The sequence below is a fragment of the Dorea phocaeensis genome (assembly GCF_900240315.1).
Taxonomy (GTDB): domain Bacteria; phylum Bacillota; class Clostridia; order Lachnospirales; family Lachnospiraceae; genus Dorea_B; species Dorea_B phocaeensis.
Genome location: NZ_OEPZ01000001.1, coordinates 665,395 through 688,892, shown reverse-complemented (window position 1 = coordinate 688,892; position 23,498 = coordinate 665,395). Strand labels below are relative to the sequence as shown.

General features: G+C 45.8%; 22 protein-coding genes. 19 read left to right on the top strand and 3 right to left on the bottom strand.

Features of this window, described 5'->3' with window-relative positions:
• Nucleotides 1-41: 41 nt before the first annotated feature.
• The 8 genes from C0979_RS03245 to C0979_RS03210 all read left to right on the top strand — a co-directional run bounded on the left by C0979_RS03245 (nt 42) and on the right by C0979_RS03210 (nt 6,306).
• The gene (locus tag C0979_RS03245; RefSeq protein ID WP_101694617.1) at nt 42-413 is read left to right on the top strand and encodes a GntR family transcriptional regulator; all 372 of its coding nucleotides are present in this window, start codon (nt 42-44) and stop codon (nt 411-413) included.
• Nucleotides 414-415: 2 nt separating this feature from the next.
• Entirely contained in the window at nt 416-1,264 is an 849-nt protein-coding gene (locus C0979_RS03240) for an ABC transporter ATP-binding protein (RefSeq protein WP_101694616.1), read from the top strand.
• The gene (locus tag C0979_RS03235; RefSeq protein ID WP_101694615.1) at nt 1,261-1,920 is read left to right on the top strand and encodes an ABC-2 transporter permease; all 660 of its coding nucleotides are present in this window, start codon (nt 1,261-1,263) and stop codon (nt 1,918-1,920) included. Before C0979_RS03240 ends, C0979_RS03235 begins: the two co-directional genes overlap by 4 nt.
• A gap of 84 nt (nt 1,921-2,004) precedes the next feature.
• Nucleotides 2,005-2,802, top strand: coding sequence for a uridine phosphorylase (gene udp / locus C0979_RS03230; protein WP_101694614.1), 798 nt, complete (start codon nt 2,005-2,007; stop codon nt 2,800-2,802).
• On the top strand, nt 2,792-3,229 hold the full coding sequence (locus C0979_RS03225) for a cytidine deaminase (RefSeq protein WP_101694613.1): 438 nt from the start codon (nt 2,792-2,794) through the stop codon (nt 3,227-3,229). Before udp ends, C0979_RS03225 begins: the two co-directional genes overlap by 11 nt.
• Nucleotides 3,226-4,218, top strand: a complete 993-nt coding sequence (gene add, locus C0979_RS03220; protein WP_101694612.1) for an adenosine deaminase — start codon at nt 3,226-3,228, stop codon at nt 4,216-4,218. The genes C0979_RS03225 and add overlap by 4 nt, the downstream gene beginning before the upstream one ends.
• A 14-nt stretch (nt 4,219-4,232) precedes the next feature.
• Nucleotides 4,233-5,423, top strand: coding sequence for a phosphopentomutase (locus C0979_RS03215; protein ID WP_101694611.1), 1,191 nt, complete (start codon nt 4,233-4,235; stop codon nt 5,421-5,423).
• Between the two features lie 58 nt (nt 5,424-5,481).
• Nucleotides 5,482-6,306, top strand: a complete 825-nt coding sequence (locus C0979_RS03210) for a purine-nucleoside phosphorylase (protein WP_101694610.1) — start codon at nt 5,482-5,484, stop codon at nt 6,304-6,306.
• Here the strand turns inward: C0979_RS03210 and C0979_RS03205 are convergent.
• Nucleotides 6,303-6,914, bottom strand: coding sequence for a TetR/AcrR family transcriptional regulator (locus tag C0979_RS03205; protein WP_101694609.1), 612 nt, complete (start codon nt 6,912-6,914; stop codon nt 6,303-6,305). The two genes, C0979_RS03210 and C0979_RS03205, sit on opposite strands and share 4 nt — an antisense overlap.
• A 171-nt stretch (nt 6,915-7,085) precedes the next feature.
• On the opposite strand from C0979_RS03205, the gene C0979_RS03200 reads away from it, so the two are divergent.
• The 6 genes from C0979_RS03200 (at nt 7,086) to C0979_RS03175 (ending at nt 15,664) form a co-directional block, all read left to right on the top strand.
• The gene (locus C0979_RS03200; RefSeq protein WP_101694608.1) at nt 7,086-9,167 is read left to right on the top strand and encodes an efflux RND transporter permease subunit; all 2,082 of its coding nucleotides are present in this window, start codon (nt 7,086-7,088) and stop codon (nt 9,165-9,167) included.
• Nucleotides 9,168-9,180: 13 nt separating this feature from the next.
• Nucleotides 9,181-11,394 (top strand): YhgE/Pip domain-containing protein, encoded by a 2,214-nt coding sequence (locus C0979_RS03195; protein ID WP_101694607.1) that lies wholly within the window; start codon nt 9,181-9,183, stop codon nt 11,392-11,394.
• A gap of 210 nt (nt 11,395-11,604) precedes the next feature.
• Nucleotides 11,605-12,381: a class I SAM-dependent DNA methyltransferase gene (locus tag C0979_RS03190; protein ID WP_101694606.1), complete on the top strand. Its 777-nt coding sequence runs from the start codon at nt 11,605-11,607 to the stop codon at nt 12,379-12,381.
• 26 nt (nt 12,382-12,407) lie between these two features.
• Complete coding sequence (hslO, locus tag C0979_RS03185) at nt 12,408-13,283, top strand: Hsp33 family molecular chaperone HslO (protein WP_101694605.1); 876 nt, start codon at nt 12,408-12,410, stop codon at nt 13,281-13,283.
• Between the two features lie 41 nt (nt 13,284-13,324).
• Entirely contained in the window at nt 13,325-15,223 is a 1,899-nt protein-coding gene (locus C0979_RS03180; protein WP_101694604.1) for an NAD(+) synthase, read from the top strand.
• Between the two features lie 18 nt (nt 15,224-15,241).
• Nucleotides 15,242-15,664, top strand: coding sequence for a C-GCAxxG-C-C family protein (locus tag C0979_RS03175; protein WP_101694603.1), 423 nt, complete (start codon nt 15,242-15,244; stop codon nt 15,662-15,664).
• Between the two features lie 99 nt (nt 15,665-15,763).
• On the opposite strand, the gene C0979_RS03170 is transcribed toward C0979_RS03175, so the two are convergent.
• Nucleotides 15,764-16,462, bottom strand: a complete 699-nt coding sequence (locus tag C0979_RS03170) for a S1 RNA-binding domain-containing protein (RefSeq protein WP_101694602.1) — start codon at nt 16,460-16,462, stop codon at nt 15,764-15,766.
• Nucleotides 16,463-16,638: 176 nt separating this feature from the next.
• On the opposite strand from C0979_RS03170, the gene C0979_RS03165 reads away from it, so the two are divergent.
• Together C0979_RS03165 and C0979_RS03160 are read left to right on the top strand one after the other, a co-directional pair.
• Complete coding sequence (locus C0979_RS03165) at nt 16,639-18,285, top strand: putative manganese-dependent inorganic diphosphatase (protein WP_101694601.1); 1,647 nt, start codon at nt 16,639-16,641, stop codon at nt 18,283-18,285.
• Nucleotides 18,286-18,397: 112 nt separating this feature from the next.
• Nucleotides 18,398-18,982: a flavin reductase family protein gene (locus tag C0979_RS03160; RefSeq protein WP_101694600.1), complete on the top strand. Its 585-nt coding sequence runs from the start codon at nt 18,398-18,400 to the stop codon at nt 18,980-18,982.
• 46 nt (nt 18,983-19,028) lie between these two features.
• Here the strand turns inward: C0979_RS03160 and C0979_RS03155 are convergent, their stop codons facing one another.
• Entirely contained in the window at nt 19,029-20,423 is a 1,395-nt protein-coding gene (locus tag C0979_RS03155; RefSeq protein WP_101694599.1) for an MATE family efflux transporter, read from the bottom strand.
• 160 nt (nt 20,424-20,583) lie between these two features.
• On the opposite strand from C0979_RS03155, the gene C0979_RS03150 reads away from it, so the two are divergent.
• From C0979_RS03150 to C0979_RS03140, 3 genes are all read left to right on the top strand, one after another.
• A complete protein-coding gene (locus C0979_RS03150; protein ID WP_330403439.1) occupies nt 20,584-21,360 on the top strand; it encodes a polysaccharide deacetylase family protein in 777 nt (258 codons plus the stop codon).
• A 39-nt stretch (nt 21,361-21,399) separates the two neighbouring features.
• The gene (locus C0979_RS03145) at nt 21,400-22,113 is read left to right on the top strand and encodes a tRNA threonylcarbamoyladenosine dehydratase (protein ID WP_101694780.1); all 714 of its coding nucleotides are present in this window, start codon (nt 21,400-21,402) and stop codon (nt 22,111-22,113) included.
• 61 nt (nt 22,114-22,174) lie between these two features.
• Complete coding sequence (locus tag C0979_RS03140; RefSeq protein ID WP_101694598.1) at nt 22,175-23,488, top strand: replication-associated recombination protein A; 1,314 nt, start codon at nt 22,175-22,177, stop codon at nt 23,486-23,488.
• Nucleotides 23,489-23,498: the final 10 nt, after the last annotated feature.

Sequence of the window (23,498 nt, the reverse complement as noted above, 5' to 3'; positions counted from 1 at the left end):
TGTGAACTGTTATATGCTGTTTATAGAAAAGGAGGGAAAAAATGAAGTTGATTATAAATCATTCTTCCATGCAGCCGATTTATGAGCAGATCGTAGATCAGATTAAAGGAATGGTGATGAGGGGAGAATTGGAAGAAAATACTCCGCTTCCGTCGGTTCGGGGAATGGCAAAGGATTTAAAGGTCAGCGCTTTGACGGTAAAGAAAGCGTATGATGTTTTAACAGAAGAAGGGCTGATCGTTACCGTTCATGGGAAAGGAAGCTTTGTGGCATTTGCCAATCAGAATGTGATGCTGGAAGAAAAAAGGAAAGAAGTGGAAGCAGATCTGGAGACGGCGATCCGAAAAGGCAGAAGTTGTGGAATGAGCAGGGAAGAGTTAAAGCAGCTGTTTGAGATTATTTTGGAGGATTAAAAATGTTAAAATTGGAACATGTAAAAAAACAGTATAAGGATTTTCATCTGGACTGTTCCCTGACTGTGAAGCCAGGAATGATTACCGGGTTGATTGGGGCGAATGGAGCAGGAAAGAGTACGACATTCAAGGCTGTGCTGGGACTGATTCGCACAGAGAGCGGAATGGTGGAGCTGTTCGGGAAACGGCCGGAGGAGATAACACCGGAAGATAAGGAACGGCTTGGAGTGGTACTGGCAGATTCGGGATTTAGCGGATACTTAAGTATACGGGATCTGATACCGGTTTTAAAGGCCATGTATCATCAATTTGATCAGACCTATTTTGAAGAGCAGTGCCGCAGATTTGAACTGCCTATGACGAAGAAGATCAAAGAGTTTTCAACAGGGATGAAGCGGAAACTACAGGTGCTGGCCGCAATTTCGCATCATGCAGATCTTTTGATCTTAGATGAACCAACGGCAGGGCTTGACGTGCTGGCAAGAGATGAGATGCTAACGATGCTGCGGGAATATATGGAGATAGAAGGGCGTGCGATTTTAATCAGTTCCCACATTTCCAGCGATTTGGAAGATTTTTGTGATGATATTTATATGATTGATCATGGACAGGTGATTCTCCATGAGGAGACGGATACGCTATTGAATGAATATGGACTCTTAAAGGTTGACGGGAAGCAGTATGAGCGTCTTGATAAGACCTATGTGCTTCGATCCAGAAAGGAAACCTTTGGATATAGCTGCCTGACGAATGAGAAACAGTTTTATCAGGAAAATTATCCGGATATCGTTGTGGAGAAGGGAAGTATCGATGAGTTGATTATGATGATGGTAAGAGGTGACAGATCATGAAGGGATTGTTAATCAAAGATTTGAAATTAATGAAGAATCAGAAATCGTTTTTTATGGTTATGGCAGTTGTGGGGCTGATCTTTTTGATTACCTGGGATGCCCCTTATTTTGCAATCAGTTATATTACCATGATGTTTTCTATGTTTGCCATTACGTCTTTTAGTTATGATGAATTTGACAATGGCGCGGTTTATTTGTTTACCTTGCCGTTTAGCCGGAAAACCTATGTAAGAGAGAAATATCTTTTTGGGCTGCTTACCTGTCTTATTGCTCTGACAGTTTCTACTGTGCTGGCAATAGGTGCAAGTGTGATCAAAGGGCAGTCCGTGGATCTTGTGACAATTGGTGCAACCGGATTGTCATCGATTACGATTTGTGTGCTGTTCTTAAGTATTGCGTTCCCAATCGAGATTAAATTTGGTGTAGAGAAGGGAAGAATCGGTTTTATCGTGATTATGGCAGTATTTTTCCTTGGTTTCTATCTCGTAATGAAGCTGACGCAGGATGGAGAACTTATGGGCGTTCTTAACCTGATTCGTAAGGTAGAACAGCTGTCGGGTGCTGTGATTGTGCTGGGACTTGGTATCTTTTGGTGCGTGGCAGGGCTGACTTCGATGAAGATCTCGATCTGCTTCCTGGAGCGAAAAGAATGGTAGATTTTTCGCTTTTGTGGTACACTATAAGACAGAAGGATGATGGGGAAAGAGCTTAAAAAGGATAGTGCTAAAGGAGTTGATTGTATGAAGAATTACTCGGAAGATGCAGAAAGACAATACCATATTCAGGTGTCGAAAGGAGAGGTTGGACGTTATGTGATACTGCCGGGAGATCCGAAGCGGTGTGTGAAGATTGCACAGTATTTGGAGAATCCGGTGTTAATTGCGGACAACCGGGAATATGTTACCTATACGGGGATGTTGGATGGCGAGAAGGTCAGCGTCACATCAACGGGAATTGGCGGACCATCGGCGGCCATTGCTATGGAAGAACTGTATCACTGCGGAGCAGACACGTTTGTGCGGATAGGAACCTGCGGAGGCATGCAGCCGCAGGTGAAAAGCGGGGACATTGTGATTGCTACCGGCGCCATTCGGATGGAAGGTACCAGCCGGGAATTTGCACCAATTGAGTTTCCGGCCGTTCCGGATCTTGAAGTAACGAATGCACTTTTGCAGGCGGCGAAGAAGAAGGGGCTTTCCTTTCATACAGGTGTGGTGCAGAGTAAGGATTCCTTTTACGGACAGCATGAACCGGAAACGAAGCCGGTTGGCTATGAATTGATGCAGAAGTGGGAAGCCTGGAAACGGTTAGGGTGTCTGGCTTCCGAGATGGAGTCGGCAGCGCTTTTTACGGTGGCAAGTTATCTTCACGTACGGGCAGGAGCCTGCTTTCTGGTGATTGCGAATCAGGAACGGGAGAAGTTGGGAATGGAAAATCCTGTGGTACATGATACGGATCTGGCTATCCAGACAGCGGTAGAAGCTATCCGGGAAATGATTCAAAAGGACCGGGAAGGTGGGGAGAAAAATGCTTTCTAAGATGCAGATTGAGAAAATGATTACACTGGCGCTTGAACAGCTTTCCAAATCTTACGCGCCCTATTCCGGCTTCCGGGTAGGAGCGGCGCTGTTAACGAAGGATGGCAGATATTACACAGGCTGCAATATAGAAAATGCTGCTTATACTCCCACGAACTGTGCAGAGAGAACCGCGTTTTTCAAGGCGGTCAGTGAAGGAGAACGAGAATTCTCTGGGATCTGTATCGTAGGCGGAGCAGACGGCGTGCCGGCAGATTATACGGCGCCTTGCGGTGTCTGCCGCCAGGTAATGATGGAATTTTGCGAGCCGGATCAGTTTCAGATTATCCTGGCCATAGACCGGGAACATTACCGGATTTTTACATTGAGAGAATTACTTCCGATGGGATTTGGACCCAAGAATCTGGGAAGGGAGAGAGGAATATGACAGCAGAAGAATTGAGAAGATTGCCGAAGATTGAACTCCACTGTCATTTAGATGGTTCTCTCAGTCAGGAATATATAGAACGAAGGCTTGGGCGGTCTGTCAGCCAAAGGGAACTCTGCGTGCAGGAAGACTGTCAAAGCCTTTCTGAGTATCTGGAGAAGTTTTCACTTCCTCTGTCCTGTCTGCAGGATGAGGAAGGCTTAGAAGAGGCAGGAGAAGATGTCCTTCGAACGATGGCTAAGGAGAACGTCATCTACGCAGAAATCAGGTTTGCACCGCTTCTTTCGGTGAACGATCATATGGATGTAAAAACGGTAATCAAATCGCTGCTTCGAGGGCTGAAGCGTGGGGAAGAAAAGTATCATGTTGCTTACAATGTGATTGTCTGTGCGATGCGTCACCATAGCTTTGAAGAAAATTATGAGATGATTCGTTCTGCCAGGGAATTTCTTGGAAAAGGAGTATGTGCAGCGGATCTTGCAGGAGCGGAAGCCCAATATCCAATGAAACAGTTCGCGGAGCTTTTTCAGGAGACGAGAAAACTTGGAATGCCATTTACGATTCATGCAGGCGAGTGTGGAAGTGTGGAAAATATTCTGGATGCAGCCGCAGTTGGTGCAAAACGAATCGGTCATGGAATTGCTATGCGCAGGAACAAAGAAGTACAAAGGAAGATGAGGGAAGGACAGATTGGAGTGGAAATGTGTCCGCTCAGCAATCTTCAGACGAAAGCGGTACCGGATGCGTCTGTTTATCCGCTTCAGGAATTTTTGGATGCCGGACTTCTGGTAACCATTAATACGGATAACCGGACGGTGAGCAATACGTCTCTTACGAAAGAATTCGCGTGGATTCAAAAGCAGTATCAGGTGACGAATGAACAGATCCTAAGGTGTATGAAAAATGCAGCGACCACAGCATTCGTGGACGAACCGATGCGAAAAGAGCTCTATGATAGATTGGAAAACTTTAACAGGCAAAGACGGTAGAGAGGTGATGGCACATGAAGGCATATCGGAGAATATTTTTAATTGTACTGGATTCTTTGGGAATTGGGGCGATGTCGGATGCGGCAGCCTTTGGGGATGAAGGAGCAGATACATTTGGTCATATTCTGGAGAAAATGGAGACGCTTAAGATTCCAAATCTTCAAAAACTGGGACTTGTGAATCTTCATCCTGGCGGCAGAATGAAGGAAGAAGAACGTCCCATCGGGCGTTATGCGAGGTTTGCGGAAGCCAGCAACGGCAAGGATACCATGACCGGTCATTGGGAGATGATGGGGCTTCGGACGGAAAAGCCCTTTCGGACGTTTACGGAAAATGGATTTCCGCCGGAATTGATTCAGGAGCTTGAGAGACGCTGCGGCAGGCGTGTTATTGGGAATAAGAGTGCAAGTGGTACGGCAATTATTGAAGAACTGGGAGAAGAAGAGATTCAGACAGGAGCCATGATTGTCTATACGTCGGCAGATTCCGTGATGCAGATCTGCGGAAATGAAGAGACGTTCGATCTTGCCAATTTATATCGATGCTGCGAGATTGCCAGAGAGATTACCATGAAGGATGAATGGCGAGTGGGACGTGTGATTGCAAGACCTTACGTGGGAAAGAAACGGGGCGAATTTCACCGTACCAGCAACCGTCGTGATTATGCGTTAAAACCTACAGGAAGGACGGTTTTAAATGCATTGAAGGATGCAGATCTGGATGTGATCGGTATTGGAAAGATTAACGATATTTTCTGCGGAGAAGGGATTACGAAGGCGTATCATTCGGACAGTTCTGTGCATGGAATGGAGCAGACACTGGAAGTCTGTGATCAGGAGTTTTGTGGCCTTTGCTTTGTAAACCTGGTGGATTTTGATGCTCTGTGGGGACACCGAAGGGACGTGGAAGGCTATGGAAAGGAGATCGAGAAGTTTGATCGGAATTTAGGCGTTTTGCTTGACAGACTTCGAGAAGATGATTTGTTGATCCTGACAGCAGACCATGGGAATGATCCTACGTACAAGGGTACCGATCATACCAGGGAGTACGTGCCGTTTCTTTCCTATTCCCGGAGAATAAAGGAAGGCGGAAGGCTGGAAGAGGGGAAGAGCTTTGCGGCGATTGGCGCTACCATCGCAGAGAACTTTCAGATAGAGATGCCAGAAGGAACCATTGGAACTTCGATGCTTGCGAAGCTTCTTTGATTCAATGAAATATAATATGGATGGTAGATGGATAAGAGAGGAAAGGAAGCAAAAAAATATGAATGAAATTTATGAAAAATTGGAATCCTGCGTGAAAGCAGTTCAAAGGAAAACGGACTTTCAGCCGCAGATTGCATTGGTATTGGGCTCCGGACTCGGAGACTATGCAGATACGATTCGGATTGAACAGACGGTGGAGTATCGGGAGATTGAAGGGTTCCCGATGTCTACGGTGGCTGGACATAAGGGGAGGTTTGTATTCGGGTATGTGGGAATTGTCCCAGTGGTGGCAATGCAGGGCCGGGTGCACTATTACGAAGGATATTCCATGGCAGATGTCGTCCTTCCCATTCGGGTGATGGGAATGCTTGGCGCAAAAAAAGTGATTTTGACGAACGCAGCAGGCGGTGTGAATTTTGATTATCATCCGGGGGATCTGATGCTGATTACAGACCATATCACAACAGCGGTGCCAAGTCCGCTGATTGGGGCAAATATAGATCAGTTAGGATCAAGATTTCCGGATATGAGTGAAGTGTACAGCCGCAGGATGCAGGAGGCAGTAAAGGAGGCGGCCGGAATGCTTTCCATTTCTTTAAAAGAAGGAGTGTATGTACAGACGACCGGTCCGGCATACGAAACAAAGGCAGAGATTCGGATGTTCAGAAGCTGGGGCGCAGATGCGGTGGGAATGAGCACGGCGTGCGAAGCTATGGCGGCCAGACATATGGGACTGGAAGTGTGCGGGATTTCCTGCATTACCAATCTGGCAGCGGGAATGTCAGAGAAAAAATTAAACCACGCGGAGGTGCAGGAGACGGCAGACCGCGTGGCAGCAGAATTTCAGAAATTGATTACAGAGAGTATTGCCAGAATGGCTTAATCAGGAAGATTTCCTTTTTGGTGACTTCTGACAATTAAGCGTACCGTTCGATACAGGAACGGTTTGTAATGATCGATGGGAAGTGGTTCTTCGTACATGATGGAATTATATCCGGCAGACCCTGCCAGCTCTACAATGGTGAAGAGCATGACATCGATATCCTCATATTCATGGTCGTCGGCAGCGACCAGTTCCAGAAACTGTTCGTAGACCTTCCCGTCGGAGTATTCTCCGGTGAGCAGGGCAGAGCGCAGGGCTCCCATGACCAGGTTCTTGGAAATAAAGTTTAACAAAGGCTTGTCTTCTTTGAGGCTGTTGATCAGATGATCGATTAGAAAGATCATCTGATCTTCCAGTCCGTGAATTCTTGCTTCCGAAAGAGCCAGTCCTGCCGCATCAAATAGTTCCTGGGTCTTGTGGGCAACCAGCTTGTTTTTAATATCATATTTATCTTTAAAATAGAGATAGAAGGTCCCTTTTGCAACCTTTGCTTTTTCTACAATATCTGAGATTGTTGTAGAGGTAATCCCTTTGGTGGTAAAAAGCTCATAGGCTGTATTAAAGAGGGCCTCTTTCTTTTTTTTCTTATTTTCGTCGATTTTTCCCATAATATCACTCACTCCTTAGGCATATTATAACCAGAGATTTTGGAGAATTGCAATAGGAAAAGCTAAAAAATGACTTTTGGTCAAAAACATATTGACTAAAGGTCATTTTTGTAGTATATTGCAGTGAGTAACAAATGACTAATAGTCATAAAAGAAAAGGAGCTATGAGTTATGGTTAAGTTTGGAAAGCAAGTGGTAAAACACAGGGTGGCGATTTTAATTGCCAGCATTCTGCTTTTGATTCCATCTGTGTTTGGATATCTCCATACTAGAGTTAACTACGATATTTTGACGTATCTGCCGGAAGACATTGAGACGATGCAAGGGCAGAACATCATGGTAGATGACTTTGGAACGGGAGCATTTTCCATGTTTATGGTTGATGGAATGAAAGAAAAAGAGGTAGCAGCGTTAAAAGATAAGATTGAGAAAGTCGATCATGTATCAAATGTACTTTGGTATGATTCACTGGCAGACATTTCTGTACCGATGGAGATGCTTCCGGATGATATTTATGAAGTGTTTAATTCAGAAAATGGAACGATGATGGCCATTTTCTTTGACGATACAACATCCTCGGATGAGACCCTTGATGCAGTGAAGGAGATACGAAAACTTTCCGGAAAGCAGTGCTTTCTAAGTGGAATGTCGGCAGTAGTAGAAGATACCAAGGAATTGTCTGAGAAGGAGACACCGATCTACGTATTAATTGCAGTGCTTCTGTCTACCCTGGTTCTGGCAGTGACGATGGAATCGGCATTTGTACCGATCCTGTTTCTTCTTAGTATTGGAATGGCGATTGTTTACAACCTGGGATCCAATGTGTTCATGGGACAGATTTCGTATGTAACAAAAGCGTTGTCGGCCGTGCTTCAGCTGGGAGTTACCATGGACTATTCCATTTTCCTGATGCACAGCTACCAGGAACAACAGGTGCGGTATGACGGAGATAAGAAACGGGCGATGGCACATGCAATTTCCCAGACCTTTTCCTCTGTGATCGGAAGTTCTGTTACGACGGTGGCCGGCTTTATTGCACTGTGCTTTATGAGCTTTACACTGGGAAAAGATATCGGTATCGTTATGGCAAAAGGCGTCATCTTTGGTGTGATCGCATGTGTAACCATTCTTCCGTCTATGATTCTTTGTTTTGATAAATGGATTGAGAAGACGAAACACAGACCGCTGCTTCCGGATATTGGAAAGATTTCCGATAAGGTAACAAAAAAATATGGCTGGTATGTGGCGATCTTTTTGCTTTTACTTATTCCGGCCGTTTACGGAAATAATCATGTAGGAGTGTACTATAACCTGGATGAGACGCTTCCGAAGGATCTTCCAAGTATTATTGCCAATGAAAAACTAAAAGATGATTATGATATGAATACCACGCATATGCTGCTGGTAGATCGTTCTCTGTCAGCGAAAGATACCGGGGAAATGCTAAAGAAGATTGAGAGTGTAGACGGTGTGAAATGGGCGCTTGGCCTGGATCGGGTAATTGGTCCCGGGGTTCCGGAAAGCATGATTCCAGAGTCGGTGACAGAGATGCTGCAGAGCGACCGCTATAAGATGATTTTGATTAATTCTACTTATAAAGTGGCATCAGAGAAGGTCAATCATCAGGTGGCAGAGATTAACAGGATTTTAGATCATTATGACAAAGGAGCTATGTTGGTAGGAGAAGCGCCGCTTACGAAGGATTTGATCAGCATCACAGATAAGGATTTCAAGACGGTCAGCGCGGTTTCCATCGGAATCATTTTCCTGATTATTCTGATTCTCTTTAAGTCACCAAGCATTCCGGTGATTCTGGTAGGTGTTATTGAATTTGCTATTTTCGTTAATATGGGAATTCCATATTATACGGGTACGAAGCTTCCGTTTGTGGCGTCTATTGTAATTGGAACGATTCAGCTTGGAGCAACGGTTGACTATGCAATTTTGATGACAACCCGCTATAAGAGGGAGCGGAATCACGGAGCAGGCAAATACGATGCGATTACCACGGCTCACAAGGCGTCAGCACAATCGATTATCGTCAGTGCGTTTAGCTTCTTTGGGGCGACGATCGGAGTGGGATTCTATTCTGATATTGACATGATCAGTTCTCTTTGTATTCTGATGGCAAGAGGCGCTTTGATCAGTATGCTGGTGGTAGTATTTATTCTGCCGTCCATGTTTATGATTTTTGATAAAGTAATTGTAAAAACGAGTAAAAATTTTCTGCTCCAGAAGGCAGAAGGAAAATAGGAGGCAGTAGACAATGAAGAATCGAAAAGTAAAACAGATGTTAGCAGGTTCCATGGCAGTTGTTGTAGGAACCGGATTACTTGGAACTTGTGCATATGAGACGTCCCTTCAGGCAGATGCGCAGGAAGTGGATACGAAGGAGTTGAAAGAAGCAGCAGAACAGGTATTAGGAGATAGTACAGTCATAGAAGAAGGAAAGGTTTACAAGGATGAGTCCGTGTATGTAAAAGCGGACGCCGACGGAATGGTAAAAGAAACAACCGTCACAGAATGGCTGAAAAATCCGGGAACAGGGGCAGTAGAGGATGTGACAGCGCTTCAGGAGATTGAAAATGTAAAGGGCGAAGAGACCTATACGCAAAATGGCGCGGATGAAATGAGTTGGAAGTCCGAAGGAAAAGACATTTATTATCAGGGAACTACCAATCAGAAACTTCCGGTAAATGTCAAGATTACTTATCAGCTTGATGGAAAAGAAATTTCACCAAAGGAACTTAAGGGGAAGAACGGGAAGCTTCAGATGAAGATTCAATATGAAAATCAGTCGAAAGAGATGGTAGATGTGTCAGGAGAGCAGGTAGAAATGTACACGCCGTTTACCATGGTAACAGCAATGATGCTTCCCGGAGATGAGTATACAAATGTCACGATCGACAATGGGCGAATCCTTTCTGACGGAGACAAAAACATTGTGGTCGGTCTTGGTTTTCCGGGATTGGAAGAGAATCTGAATCTGTCCAGTGAAGATCTGGATATTGAGATTCCTGACAGCATTACGATTACGGCAGACGTAAAGAATGCATCCGTAGGACCGACGATGACGGTGGCAGCGGCAGATGTTCTGGATCAGGTTGGCTTAGACGGCATCGACAGCTTTGATGGGCTTAGTGATTCTGTCGATGAGTTGGAAAACGCAGCGCAGCAGCTGACAGAAGGCTCTGCGAAGGCGGCCGATGGAAGCAGCGCACTGGCCGATGGAAGTAAGGATTTGGCAGACGGAAGCAAGACCTTGGCTGATGGAAGCAGTGCGCTAAAGACCGGAGTAGGAGCGTTAGCAGAAGGTGTGAATACGCTAAACAGTAAGAGCGGGGAACTGACGCAGGGTGTCAATGATTTGGCAGAGGGTGTCAATGCCTACACAGGAGGTGTCAGCAGTCTGGCAAGCGGAAGCAGTCAGGTGAAAGACGGTGTCAATGCATTGACGGCAGGAATTGAGCAGGAACAGGCCGGGCTTGCCGCACTGGCAGAAGGAGCAGGGAAACTAAATGCCGGATATCAGGGAGATGGAACGGCGCAGAATCCGGGAGCAAATACGCTGGCAGCAGGAACCGTGCAGGCCATTGGAAGCACATCAAAGGCGATTGATACTTTGGCATCTTTGCTTGTGCAGATGACGGAAAATCAAGCGTCTATACAGGCAAACGCAGTGGTGCAGGGAGAAGATACAGCCGCACAGGTAGCAGTAGATCAGCTGATTGCCTCTGGAATTATATCGCAGGAGCAAAGAGAGGCAGCAGTATCAGCAATTGGAAGTGCGATGGCGGAAAACATCAGTGCAATGGCAGAAGTTACAAAAGGAGCCGGAAGCGTTGATCCAACAGATGCAATTACAGCAGCAAAAACGGCAGTGGGAACGGCAAATACTTATGCGAGCGGATTACAGCAAACTGTGACTGCCCTTTCTGCGGGAACGGAAAATCTGATTCAGACAGGAATTACACCACTTCAGGAGGGCAATACGAAGCTTTTGAACGAAGGAGCGATTCCACTTCAGAAAGGCGCTTCAGATCTAGCAAACGGAGCAGAGAACTTAAACAGCCAGAGCAGTCTTCTCATAACTGGTTCTTCCAAACTTCAGGAGGGCGGAACACAGCTTGCAGGAGGTGTTAAGCAACTGGCAGTCGGAGCCCAGACGGCTGCAAAGGGAGCGGGAGATTTGGCAAGCGGAGCAAGCGCGCTGAATACAGGAGCAGATACCTTGGCAAGCGGAGCGGGAGAACTGGCAAGCGGAAATCAGACCCTGGCAGAGGGAATGTCAGAGTTTAAGACTTCCGGAATCGACAAGATTGCAGAGGTTTTCGGAGGGGATATCACGAAAGTTACCTCAAGAATCGACGCGATGACAACGCTTGGAAGAAATTACAAATCTTTTGCCGGAATCAAAGATGACATGGATGGAAGCACCAAGTTCATCATTGAGACGGAAGGTATTACAAATAAAAAATAGCAAGAGAGAGCAAAGCGAAGCAGTGTGCAAAGACCAGATGGAGAATCTGGAGAGCACAAGGCTTCGCTTTTCCTTTGGGGTTACAGATGTTTCTTTATATATTTTCCGCCAGTATTTTCTGCCATATATTTTCCTAGAAAGGAAGAGCCGGATATGGTAAAATAAATAACGTATGAAAAACAAAGGATGACGGAAAGGAGCAGGAGACGCTTGGAAGCATATACAAGTTTTGCGGAAGTATATGATACTTTTATGGATAATGTTCCCTATCAGGAATGGGCAGACTATCTGGAAGAACGGTTAAAAGAGTATGGAATCGAAGACGGTCTGGTGATGGAGCTTGGATGCGGAACCGGGAGTATGACACAGATCCTGTCAGAAAAAGGTTACGATATGATCGGCATAGATAATTCAGAAGATATGCTGGAACTGGCGCAGGAGAAGAAGGAAAAGACCGGGAGGGATATCCTGTATCTTCTTCAGGATATGCGGGAGTTTGAACTTTACGGAACTGTTCGGGCGGTAGTAAGCGTATGTGACTGTGTCAATTACGTGACGGAGGAAGAGGATCTGGCGGAGGTATTCCGCTTGGTGAATAACTATTTAGATCCCGACGGTGTGTTCCTTTTTGATTTTAATACGAAGTATAAGTATCAGGAGATCTTAGGTGATCAGGTGATTGCAGAAGATCGGGAAGCATGTAGTTTTATCTGGGATAATTATTACGATGAGGAAGAGGAAATCAATGAGTATGAGCTGACTCTGTTTGTACAGTGTGAAGAACAGAAAAGTCTCTATCGGAAGTATCAGGAGCTGCATTATCAGAGAGCCTATACGCTGGAGCAGATGAAAGAGCTTCTGGCGGCGGGAGGATTGATCTTTGAAGCAGCATATGATGCTTATACCCTGGAAGAGCCAACCAGTAAGAGTGAGCGCATTACGGTGGCTGCAAGGGAATGTGGAAAGAAGGACAAGATAAAAAGATAAGATAGAATAGGAAAGGACGAAGAAGGATGAAGGATTATATTGTAAGAGCAACGGCAGCAGATGGGCAGATCCGGGCATTTGCCGCGACGACAAGAGCGTGTGTGGAGACGGCGAGAGTTCATCACGGGACAAGCCCAGTGGCTACAGCTGCTTTAGGACGCCTTTTAACGGCGGGAGCCATTATGGGAAGTATGATGAAGAATGAAGGAGATATGCTGACGCTGCAGGTAAGAGGGGACGGGCCCATTGAAGGGCTGACCGTCACAGCAGACAGTAAAGGAAATGTCAAAGGGTATGCAGGCAATCCGGATGTGATGCTTCCGCCAAAGAATGGCAAACTGGATGTAGGCGGAGCGGTTGGAATTGGTCTTTTGCAGGTGATTAAAGATATGGGACTGAAAGAACCCTACTCTGGACAGACGATTTTAGTGACCAGCGAGATTGCAGAAGATCTGACCTATTATTTTGCAAATTCTGAGCAGGTGCCGTCATCCGTAGGACTTGGAGTGCTCATGGAAAAAGACAATACCGTTCGCTGCGCAGGCGGATTTATTATTCAGCTGATGCCATTTGCTACAGAAGAAGTGATCTGTAAGCTGGAGGAGAATCTAAAGGACGTCACATCTGTAACGGCGCTTCTCGATCAGGGATATACGCCGGAACAGCTTTTGGAAGCTCTGCTTGGCGATCTGGGTCTTGAAATCACAGACACCATACCGACACAGTTTTACTGCAACTGTTCAAAGGAACGGGTGGAGCGTGCGGTTGCCAGTGTTGGGAAAAAAGAGATTCAGGAAATGATTCAGGAAGGAAAAGATATCGAAGTAAAATGCCATTTCTGTAATACGGCATATCAATATACGGTAGAAGATTTGAATCGGATTATAAAGAACAGCAGATAGATGGAAGATAGGAAAGCAGTGAGGAAGGAAGAGAAGCAAAAATGAAACATGGCTTTATTAAGGTGGCGGCTGCAACGCCGGATATCAAAGTGGCAGATGTGGAGTATAACACCAGAGAAATTTGTCGACTGATTGATGAGGCGGCAGCGCAGAAATCAAAAGTGACCGTATTTCCGGAGTTGTGCGTGACGGGCTATACCTGTGGAGACTTATTTGCGCAGGACCTTTTAGTAAAGGAGGCAAAACAGGCGATCCGTGTGATCGCAGAGCATACCAGGGGAAAGGATGGACTGTATTTTGTGGGAGCGCCGCTTTCCGTGGACGGGGCTCTTTACAATGTGGCAGCGGCTGTCAGTGGCGGAAAGGTTCTAGGATTTACGACGAAGATGTTCCTGCCAAATTATGGAGAATTCTATGAGATGCGTCATTTTCGTCCCGGTCCCAGGGAAGCAGAAGAAATTTTATTTGATGGAGAGAAGGTGCCGTTTGGCCCACAGATTCTGTATGTGTCGGATGAGATAGAAGAGCTGATCGTTTCCGCAGAGATCTGCGAGGACGTATGGTCTCCGATTCCACCGAGTATCCGGGCGGCAAGAGAAGGTGCGACGGTGATTGTCAACTGTTCTGCCAGTGATGAGACGATTGGAAAGACGGATTACAGAAATCGTTTGATTGCAGGGCAGTCGGCTCGTCTGATCTGTGGATACCTCTATGCGAATGCAGGAGAAGGAGAGTCCACGACAGATTTGGTGTTTGGCGGACATAATATTATTGCAGAGAACGGAAGTGTGCTGGAAAGCAGCAAGTGTTTCCAAAACGGCGTGATTTATTCCGAACTGGATTTGAATCGGATTGTCAGTGAACGGCGGAAAAATACGACCTTCCAGGCGACAGCGGAAAAGTCGCTGGTGCGGGTACCGTTTCATGTGATGGCAGAAGATACGGTGCTGACAAGGAAGATTTCTCAGATGCCGTTTGTGCCGGAAGAGAAAGAAGCACGGGAAAAGTGCTGCGGGGAGATTTTGACCATTCAGTCAATGGGACTGAAGAAAAGGTTGGATCATACCGGAACGAAGCATGCAGTAGTGGGAATTTCCGGTGGTTTGGATTCCACATTAGCGCTTCTGGTAACGGCGAAAGCGTTCGATGCGCTGGGACTTCCAAGAAATGGGATTGAGGCAGTGACGATGCCTTGTTTTGGAACGACGGATAGAACCTATCAAAATGCCTGCAAGATGTCGAGAAAGCTTGGAGCTTCTCTTCGTGAGATCCCGATTGCAGCGTCGGTAGAACAGCATTTTCGGGATATTGGGCATGACATGGAAGATCACAGTGTCACCTATGAAAATGCACAGGCAAGAGAGCGTACGCAGGTGTTGATGGACGTGGCAAACCAAAATGGCGGCCTGGTTATCGGAACGGGAGATATGTCAGAACTTGCGCTTGGATGGGCGACCTACAATGGAGATCATATGTCCATGTATGGTGTGAACGGCTCTGTTCCGAAGACATTGGTGCGTTATTTGGTACAGTATTATGCAGATACCTGTGAAGATCAAGAATTACGAGAAGTTTTGTATGATGTGCTGGATACGCCGGTCAGTCCGGAGCTGCTTCCGCCGAAAGACGGAGAGATTGCACAGAAGACGGAAGATCTGGTAGGACCTTATGAGCTGCATGATTTCTTCTTATATTATTTCCTGCGTTTTGGATATGAGCCGGATAAAATCTTCCGGTTGGCAAAGTATGCATTTGAAGGAACTTATGAAGAGGCGGTAATCGAAAAATGGCTTTCTACGTTCTGCCGAAGATTCTTTACACAGCAGTTTAAACGTTCCTGTTTACCGGATGGTCCGAAGGTGGGAACCGTGGCATTGTCACCAAGAGGAGATTGGCGGATGCCAAGTGATGCGAGCTTCGCTTTGTGGACACGCAGATAACAGAGGGAGATGTGGAAAATGGAATCGAAAAAAGAAATCGCAGTGGAGAAGTTTAAAAAAGGATACAATTGCTGTCAGGCAGTTGCCTGTACTTATTGTGAAGAACTGGGAATTCCAGAAAGAGATATGTTTCGGCTAGCAGAAGGATTTGGTTCCGGAATCGGCGGTCTGAAAGATACCTGCGGTGCTGTGATGGGAATGTTTTTGACCATCAGTCTGGCAAACAGCGCAGGAGAGATGGATCGTCCGCTTGCAACGAAGATGGATACGTACCGGAAGTTCCGGGATGCAGCGGAAAAATTCCAGCAGGAGAATCGCTCCATCTACTGTCGGGATTTAAAGAATGTGGATGGTCCGCAGCCGCTGGTGTGCTGTACCAAGTGCGTGGAAGACGCAGCGGCGCTGACAGAGGAATACCTGGCAGAAATATTAGACAGATAGTGTTGATATGATGTTTTACGCAATTGGGGACGGAGGTTTTTTCAAAAAACTCCGTCCCCAATTGCATTTTAATCCTATGGAAAATTCTATGTATGGATATTACAGTGTAATATTTTTGAACAGATCACCCAGGCTGGTTCCGATATTTTCAGCCTTCGGAATTTCTACTTTTTCTACAGGCTCTTCCTCTTCTTTGACTTCTTCTAAAGCTTTCATGCTCAAGCTGATCTTGCCGTCTTTGACACCGATGATCTTCACCTGTACTTCATCACCTACATTTAATACATCTTTTGGGAATTTGATTCTCTTCTGGCTGATCTGAGATACGTGAACCAAACCGGACAGATCATCTTCCAGGCGGATGAATGCACCATAATTCTGCAGGCTTTCTACTGTTCCGCTGATAACGCTTCCGACTTTTACATTAGCAATTTTTTCTTCTTTTTCTTTCAGCTCGCGCTCTTTTAAAATCTCACGGGCGGAGAGAACCAGACGGTTATCTGCCTGATTAACGTCGATGACTCTGACTTCAATATCTTTCAAAAGATAGGTTTCCAGATCTTCGATGTAGGATAAGGACAGCTTGGATGCCGGGATAAATCCACGCAGGCCTTCTACCATGGCAATGGCTCCGCCGTTTACGATTCCTTCTACTTTCACAGGAAGGATGGTGCCTTTTTCCATATAGGAAGTGACAAGGTTCCAAGGATTTGCATCGTCAAAATGATCCTCCAGATCTGCCATGGTCATGGAGTTTTCTTCTGTGTGTGTTTCTTCGTGTAATAATTCTTCGCTCATTTCTTCTTCCCTTTCTGTTGACAATTCTAATGTCTGTAATACATATTAGTTTTAGTATAACATAGAATGGCAGAGTTGTTCAAAGAAAAAAACATTTATCTAAGGATTTGTGGTTGACGAAATGGGGAAAAGGTGGCAAGCTTTACGGTATAAGTATGAACATGAGGAGTAGATTTATGGGAAAGAAGGCAGGAAAAGTATATGTTGTGGGACATAAGAATCCAGATACGGATTCTATTTGTTCGGCGATCGCATATGCAAATCTGAAACGGGAGATTACAGGACAGGAATACACAGCAAGGCGGGCAGGCCAGATTAATGAAGAGACGCATTACGTACTGCAGCGTTTCGGTGTGGATGCACCGCCGCTTCTTGCCAATGTTAAACTGCAGGTAAAAGATATGGATATTCATAAAATTGAGGGGGTTGCCCCCAATGTGTCCATTAAGGATACCTGGACGAAGATGAAGGAGAACAATGTCAAGACCATTCCGATTCTGAAAGACGAGGAACTGGTAGGTGTGATTTCCACTGGTGATATTGCTACTTCTTATATGGAAGTGTATGATAGCCGGATTCTTGCAGAGGCGAGAACGCAATATAAGAATATCATCAAGACACTGGATGGTACATTGATTACGGGAAATGATCATGGGTATTTTACGAAGGGAAAAGTGACGATTGCGGCATCCAATCCGGATTTAATGGAAGAGTTTATCGAAAAAGATGATCTGGTTATTCTGGGGAACCGCTATGAAGCACAGGCGTGTGCGGTGGATATTGACGCCAGCTGTCTGGTAATCTGCCAGGGCGCGCAGGTACCGCCGGCTTTGATCCGCAAAGCAGAAGAGCAGAGTATTGTGATTATCAGCACGCCCCACGATACTTTTACGGTAGCGCGTCTGATTAACCAAAGTATCCCGGTGAAGCATTTTATGACCAAGACTCCGCTGGTAACATTTCGGATGAGCGATTATGTGGAAGATATTAAGGATGTAATGACGAAGAAGAAATTCCGTGACTTCCCGATTCTGGATAGGCATGGACGGTTTAAAGGCTTTATTTCCAGACGAAGATTTATGGATGTGAGCAAAAAGAAAGTCATTTTAGTGGATCACAATGAGAAGTCTCAGGCGGTAGACGGGATTGAAGAGGCGGATATTATAGAGATTATTGATCATCATAGACTGGGAAATATTGAGACGATGGGACCGGTATTTTTCCGGAATCAGCCGGTGGGATGTACGGCAACGATTGTGTATCAGATGTATGAAGAGGCGAAGGTAAAGGTGACGCCGACGATCGCAGGGCTTTTGTGTTCTGCAATCATCTCGGATACGCTTTTGTTCCGCTCGCCAACCTGCACGGAAGTAGATGAAAGAACTGCGAAGAAACTGGCAAAGATTGCAGGAATTGAACTGGAGAATATGGCGCAGGAAATGTTCCGCGCAGGAAGCAGTCTCTGTGGAAAGACGGCAGATGAGATCTGTTTCCAGGATTTCAAACAGTTTACGGTAAATGATATCGTATTTGGGGTTGGACAGATCAACTCGATGAACCGGGAAGAACTTCAGGAGATCAAAGAAGTGTTGGTTCCGCATCTTCCTAAGGTTTTGGAGACACACAGCTTGCAGATGATCTACTTTATGCTGACGGATATTTTGGACGAATCGACGGAGATCATCTGCTGCGGTCACGGAGCCAGATCGTATATTGCAGATGCATTTGATCTTCCTGAGGATGCGGAGCGAATCATCTTAAAGGGTGTTGTATCCAGAAAAAAGCAGCTGATCCCGACGTTGGTCGGCGCGCTGCAGCAGTAATTAAGAAGAAAAGGGACAGGGAAGAATTGTGAATAAGAAAGAAACAAAGAAGCAAATAAAGGGGCAAATAAAGGAGCAGTCAGGCGGCAGGCAAGTCTGGCGCCCCGGCAACATGCTCTATCCGCTTCCGGCGGTGATGGTAAGTGCAGCAGACGAAAAAGGTGAGGCAAATATCCTGACGGTGGCGTGGACGGGTACCATTTGTTCGGATCCGGCGATGCTTTATATCTCGGTACGTCCTCAGAGGCATACCTACCATATGATCCGGGAAACGGGAGAGTTTGTAGTCAATCTCACTACCGAACGACTGGCAAAGGCGACAGACTGGTGCGGAGTGAGGTCTGGACGGGATGTGGATAAATGGAAAGAAATGCATCTGACAAAGGGAAAGGCAAAGGCGCTTTCCTATGCGCCGATTATCGAGGAAAGCCCGGTGAATATAGAGTGTAAGGTAACGGAAGTAAAAGAACTGGGAACCCATCATATGTTCCTGGCAGAAGTGAAGGCTGTGCAGGTAGATGAGAGATATTTGGATGAGAACGGGAAGTTTCAGCTGAATGCTACAGGGCTTTTGGCTTACTCTCACGGGGAATATCTAAGCCTTGGGAAAAGTCTTGGTACCTTTGGGTGGAGCGTTCGGAAAAAAGCGCCTTCCGGACGCGGACAAAAGAAGAAAAAGAAGACAGAGAAAAGATAGAGTGCAGCAAAAAAGACACGCTTTTAAGGCGTATCTTTTTTTATGCTTATAGAGTTGCTTCCTGTTCCAGCGGCTTAACTTTCAGACGATAAATCCGTTTTAGCAGTACCGTGGACATCAGAAGCGATACAATTTCAGCCAAAGGAATGGACCACCATACCATATGAAGTCCGAAGATTTTAGCGAAGAGGTATGCCACCGGAAGGATGACAACCAGCTGTCTGGCTGCGGAAACCAGCAGACTGTAAACACCATTTCCAAGAGCCTGGAATACAGAACCTACAATAATATTGTATCCCGCGAATAAAAAGCTTAAGCTGATAATCTGAAGAGCCGGAACACCAATTTCCAGCATATTTTCAGAAGCATCAAAAAGATTCTTAAGAAGGAACGCAGGAGCTGCCTGGAAGATGATCAGACCAACGATCATAATGAGAACGGCAATGATGACGCTAAGTCTTGTGGTCTGGGTGATTCTCTTTTTACTTTTGGCGCCGTAGTTGTAAGCGATAATCGGGATCATTCCATTATTGAGTCCGAATACCGGCATAAAGATAAAGCTTTGCAGTTTGAAGTAGACTCCGAATACAGCGGCTGCAGTGGAAGAGAACATCAGCAGAATTTTGTTCATGCCAAAGGTCATAACAGAACCGATTGCCTGCATAATAATAGAGGGGATACCAACCTCATAGATGACTGCAATGGTATGAAGGTGTGGGCGAAATCCGCGCATATTGATATTGATCTCTTTGTTCTTCTTATGGTTAAAGTAGAAGGACATGATTACGGCAACAACCTGTCCGCAGATGGTTGCGATGGCCGCACCGGCAACTTCCAGTCTTGGGAATCCGAACAGACCAAAGATCATAATCGGGTCGAGAATGATATTGATAATTGCACCGGTTCCCTGGGTAATCATATTGTAGATTGTTTTTCCGGTAGACTGCATCAATCGTTCAAAAGTGATCTGCAGGAAGATTCCGGCAGAACAGACGGTGATAATCGTCATATATTCCGTTCCGTATTTGATGATGGTCGGATTGTCCGTTTGCAACGTAAAGAAAAGGTGTGATCCCAGTCCTCCGACGATGGCAAAGATGATACAGCTTACAATACTTAAGAATAATCCGTTCTTTGCGGCGTTGTTGGCGCCCTCAAAGTTCTTTTCGCCAAGGTTTCTAGATAACAGTGCATTGATACCAACTCCGGTACCGGAGGAGATGGCAATCATCAGCGTTTGAATCGGAAAGGCAAGAGAGACAGCAGTCAGCGCATCTTCACTTAACTGAGCGACGAACATACTGTCTACGATATTATAGAGCGCCTGCACCAGCATGGAAAGCATCATGGGCAGGGACATGGTAATCAGAAGCTTCGGAATGGGCATGACCCCCATCTTGTTCTCGGCAACAGAAGCCTCGGTCGTATGATTTTCTGACATAGTGTACCTCCTTTATATCATGAAAAGTCAATAGAAAAAGTGTCAAAGAAATTTGACACCCGTGACAAATAGTATAGCATCAGAAAAATTATATTGCAATGTGCGACATACTATTTTTTGAAATTTCATATAGATAGGAGAAAGAGTTTGTTTGGGGAAAATGATGAAATATTTGAAGCAATATCAGATCTTATGCGGGTTCTTTCTTACCATTTGTCTGCTGCGCTTATGGGGAGGATCACTACTGCCTGCGGGACTGGAAGTGGAGAAAGAAAAGGTGGTATCTTCTTTCGTTGAGGCAGGGCGGGAAGAAATGGCTGTGGAGGAAGAAGTCATGGAAAAAGAAGCGGAAGAAAAAACAGGAAAGATGCAAAGAGACCTTCCGCCAAAGATAGCATTGACCTTTGATGATGGACCAAGCCGGTATACAGAAAAGCTGTTAGAGGGACTGCAAAAGCGGGGCGTAAAAGCTTCTTTTTTTATGATCGGAGAATCAGCAGAAAGGAATCAAGATCTGGTAAGACGGGTAAAAGAAGAGGGGCATCTGATCGGAAATCATACGTATCATCATGTGGATGTTACCAAGCTTCCGGATGAGAAAGCCAGAGAGGAACTAAAGGAGATGGATCGGGTGATCTATGAGATTTTGGGAGAACATGTGGAATATATGAGACCCCCTTTTGGAGTCTGGCAGGAGAAATTGGAGCAGGAGATTGATGTGCTGCCGGTGATGTGGACCATTGATCCCTTGGACTGGACAACAAAGAATGTGGAGGAAATTGTGAATAAGGTAGTGACGCAGGCAGGGGAAAATGATATCATTCTATTACATGACTGTTATGAGTCCAGTGTGGATGCAGCCCTTCAGATTGTGGATGTGCTAAAGGCAGAGGGCTACGAATTTGTAACGGTGGATCAGCTGATTTTAGGCTGCTGAAAAGCCGGCAGGAAAATGAAATAGAAAAGAGCGGTGATGATGATAAATGAATTTTCAAGAACAGAGTTATTATTGGGACAGGAAGGAGTACAGAAGCTTCGGAATGCCTGTGTGATGGTGCTCGGTGTAGGAGGTGTGGGATCCCACTGTATAGAAGCGCTGGCAAGAAGCGGTGTGGGGAAACTGATTTTGGTGGATAACGATACGGTATCGCTGACGAATATTAACCGTCAGTCCATTGCCTATCACAGCACTATTGGAAAGTACAAGACGCAGGTGATGAAGGAGCGGATTGCAGATATTTGCAGGGAGACCGAGGTAGTGACTTATGAGTGTTTCGTATTGCCGGAAAATCTGGAGGAGATCTTTCAGGAGCGGCCGGATTATATTGTTGATGCCATTGATACGGTAACGGCAAAGCTGGCGCTAGCAGAAAAGGCAGAAAAGGAAGAAATTCCGATGATCAGCAGTATGGGAACTGGCAATAAGCTCCACGGGGAAATGTTTACGATTACGGATATCAGTAAAACATCCGTGTGCCCTCTGTGCAAGGTTATGCGCAAAGAACTAAAAGCGAGAGGAATTTTCCATCTGAAGGTTCTGTATTCTCCGGAGAAGCCGATAGATATCCGGGGAAAAGAGACGAAGGAAGAGAAAGGGAACCGGCGTCAGATTCCAGGTAGCGTATCCTTTGTTCCGCCGGTAGCGGGACTTTTGATTGCCGGAGAAGTGATCCGGGATCTTTTGGCGTAGAAGAAAGCTTTAAAAAGACAAAAAGATAAGAGAAATTCGTGTAAAAGAAAGAGGTACAACCATGGATTTGTTTGATTATGTGAGAGAAAAAAATATGGAAACAGAAGCGCCCCTGGCATCGAGACTTCGTCCGGTAACGTTAGAGGAAGTGGTGGGACAGCAGCACATTATCGGAAAGGATAAGCTTCTCTACCGGGCGATTAAAGCAGATAAATTAAGTTCCATTATTTTCTACGGACCTCCGGGCACAGGAAAGACGACCCTTGCAAAGGTGATTGCCAATACGACCAGTGCAGAATTTACCCAGATCAATGCGACGGTTGCCGGAAAGAAAGATATGGAAGAGGTCGTGAAACGGGCGAAGGAAACGCTGGGAATGTACCAGAAGAAGACGATTCTGTTTGTGGACGAGATTCATCGGTTCAATAAGGGACAGCAGGATTACCTTCTTCCGTTTGTGGAGGATGGAACCATCATTTTAATAGGAGCAACCACGGAAAATCCATATTTTGAAGTGAACGGGGCTCTGCTTTCCAGGTCCAGTATCTTTGAATTGAAGCCGCTGGAAAAAGAAGATATCAAGGTTCTCTTGAAACGGGCAGTTTACGATATGGAGAAGGGAATGGGAAGCTATCAGGCGGTGATTGAGGAAGAGGCGCTTGACTTTCTGGCTGATATCGCAGGCGGTGATGCAAGAAGCGCACTGAATGCGGTGGAATTAGGTGTACTTACGACACAAAGAAGTGAAGACGGTAAAATCCATCTGACACTTGACGTTGCATCTGAGTGTATTCAGAAGAGGGTGGTTCGTTACGATAAGACAGGGGATAATCATTACGATACGATTTCGGCATTTATTAAGAGTATGCGAGGCAGTGATCCAGATGCAGCTGTTTACTATCTGGCGAAAATGTTGTATGCAGGGGAGGACATTAAGTTTATCGCGAGACGCATTATGATCTGCGCTTCTGAAGATGTGGGAAATGCAGATCCTATGGCGCTTACGGTGGCTGTTTCGGCAGCGCAGGCAGTAGAGCGGGTTGGAATGCCGGAAGCGCAGATTATTCTGTCCCAGGCAGTGCTTTATGTAGCGACTGCACCGAAGAGTAATTCGGCCTGCAATGCTATCTTTGCAGCTATGGACAGTGTGAAAAGTAAAAAGACGACAGTGCCGGTTCATCTGCAGGATTCCCATTATCCGGGAGCGGCAAATATAGGGCACGGAACAGGATACCGCTATGCCCATGATTATCCGAAACATTATGTGGCACAGCAGTATCTGCCGGATGAAATAAAGAATGCCAGATTCTATGAGGCTAGTGAGAATGGCCACGAAAAAGAGATCCAGGCATGGATGAAGTATCTTCGGGAGTAACAAGGAGAAG

What these genes read in the sequence shown, in the direction of transcription:
- C0979_RS03180 (WP_101694604.1), top strand. Translation starts at nt 13,325, where the DNA reads ATGAAACATGGCTTTATTAAGGTGGCGGCTGCAACGCCGGATATCAAA.
- C0979_RS03215 (WP_101694611.1), top strand. Translation starts at nt 4,233, where the DNA reads ATGAAGGCATATCGGAGAATATTTTTAATTGTACTGGATTCTTTGGGA.
- add (WP_101694612.1), top strand. Translation starts at nt 3,226, where the DNA reads ATGACAGCAGAAGAATTGAGAAGATTGCCGAAGATTGAACTCCACTGT.
- C0979_RS03140 (WP_101694598.1), top strand. Translation starts at nt 22,175, where the DNA reads ATGGATTTGTTTGATTATGTGAGAGAAAAAAATATGGAAACAGAAGCG.
- C0979_RS03205 (WP_101694609.1), bottom strand. Translation starts at nt 6,914, where the DNA reads ATGGGAAAAATCGACGAAAATAAGAAAAAAAAGAAAGAGGCCCTCTTT.
- C0979_RS03210 (WP_101694610.1), top strand. Translation starts at nt 5,482, where the DNA reads ATGAATGAAATTTATGAAAAATTGGAATCCTGCGTGAAAGCAGTTCAA.
- C0979_RS03170 (WP_101694602.1), bottom strand. Translation starts at nt 16,462, where the DNA reads ATGAGCGAAGAATTATTACACGAAGAAACACACACAGAAGAAAACTCC.
- udp (WP_101694614.1), top strand. Translation starts at nt 2,005, where the DNA reads ATGAAGAATTACTCGGAAGATGCAGAAAGACAATACCATATTCAGGTG.
- C0979_RS03165 (WP_101694601.1), top strand. Translation starts at nt 16,639, where the DNA reads ATGGGAAAGAAGGCAGGAAAAGTATATGTTGTGGGACATAAGAATCCA.
- C0979_RS03150 (WP_330403439.1), top strand. Translation starts at nt 20,584, where the DNA reads ATGATGAAATATTTGAAGCAATATCAGATCTTATGCGGGTTCTTTCTT.
- C0979_RS03155 (WP_101694599.1), bottom strand. Translation starts at nt 20,423, where the DNA reads ATGTCAGAAAATCATACGACCGAGGCTTCTGTTGCCGAGAACAAGATG.
- C0979_RS03245 (WP_101694617.1), top strand. Translation starts at nt 42, where the DNA reads ATGAAGTTGATTATAAATCATTCTTCCATGCAGCCGATTTATGAGCAG.
- C0979_RS03235 (WP_101694615.1), top strand. Translation starts at nt 1,261, where the DNA reads ATGAAGGGATTGTTAATCAAAGATTTGAAATTAATGAAGAATCAGAAA.
- C0979_RS03195 (WP_101694607.1), top strand. Translation starts at nt 9,181, where the DNA reads ATGAAGAATCGAAAAGTAAAACAGATGTTAGCAGGTTCCATGGCAGTT.
- C0979_RS03240 (WP_101694616.1), top strand. Translation starts at nt 416, where the DNA reads ATGTTAAAATTGGAACATGTAAAAAAACAGTATAAGGATTTTCATCTG.
- C0979_RS03175 (WP_101694603.1), top strand. Translation starts at nt 15,242, where the DNA reads ATGGAATCGAAAAAAGAAATCGCAGTGGAGAAGTTTAAAAAAGGATAC.
- hslO (WP_101694605.1), top strand. Translation starts at nt 12,408, where the DNA reads ATGAAGGATTATATTGTAAGAGCAACGGCAGCAGATGGGCAGATCCGG.
- C0979_RS03145 (WP_101694780.1), top strand. Translation starts at nt 21,400, where the DNA reads ATGATAAATGAATTTTCAAGAACAGAGTTATTATTGGGACAGGAAGGA.
- C0979_RS03200 (WP_101694608.1), top strand. Translation starts at nt 7,086, where the DNA reads ATGGTTAAGTTTGGAAAGCAAGTGGTAAAACACAGGGTGGCGATTTTA.
- C0979_RS03225 (WP_101694613.1), top strand. Translation starts at nt 2,792, where the DNA reads ATGCTTTCTAAGATGCAGATTGAGAAAATGATTACACTGGCGCTTGAA.
- C0979_RS03160 (WP_101694600.1), top strand. Translation starts at nt 18,398, where the DNA reads ATGCTCTATCCGCTTCCGGCGGTGATGGTAAGTGCAGCAGACGAAAAA.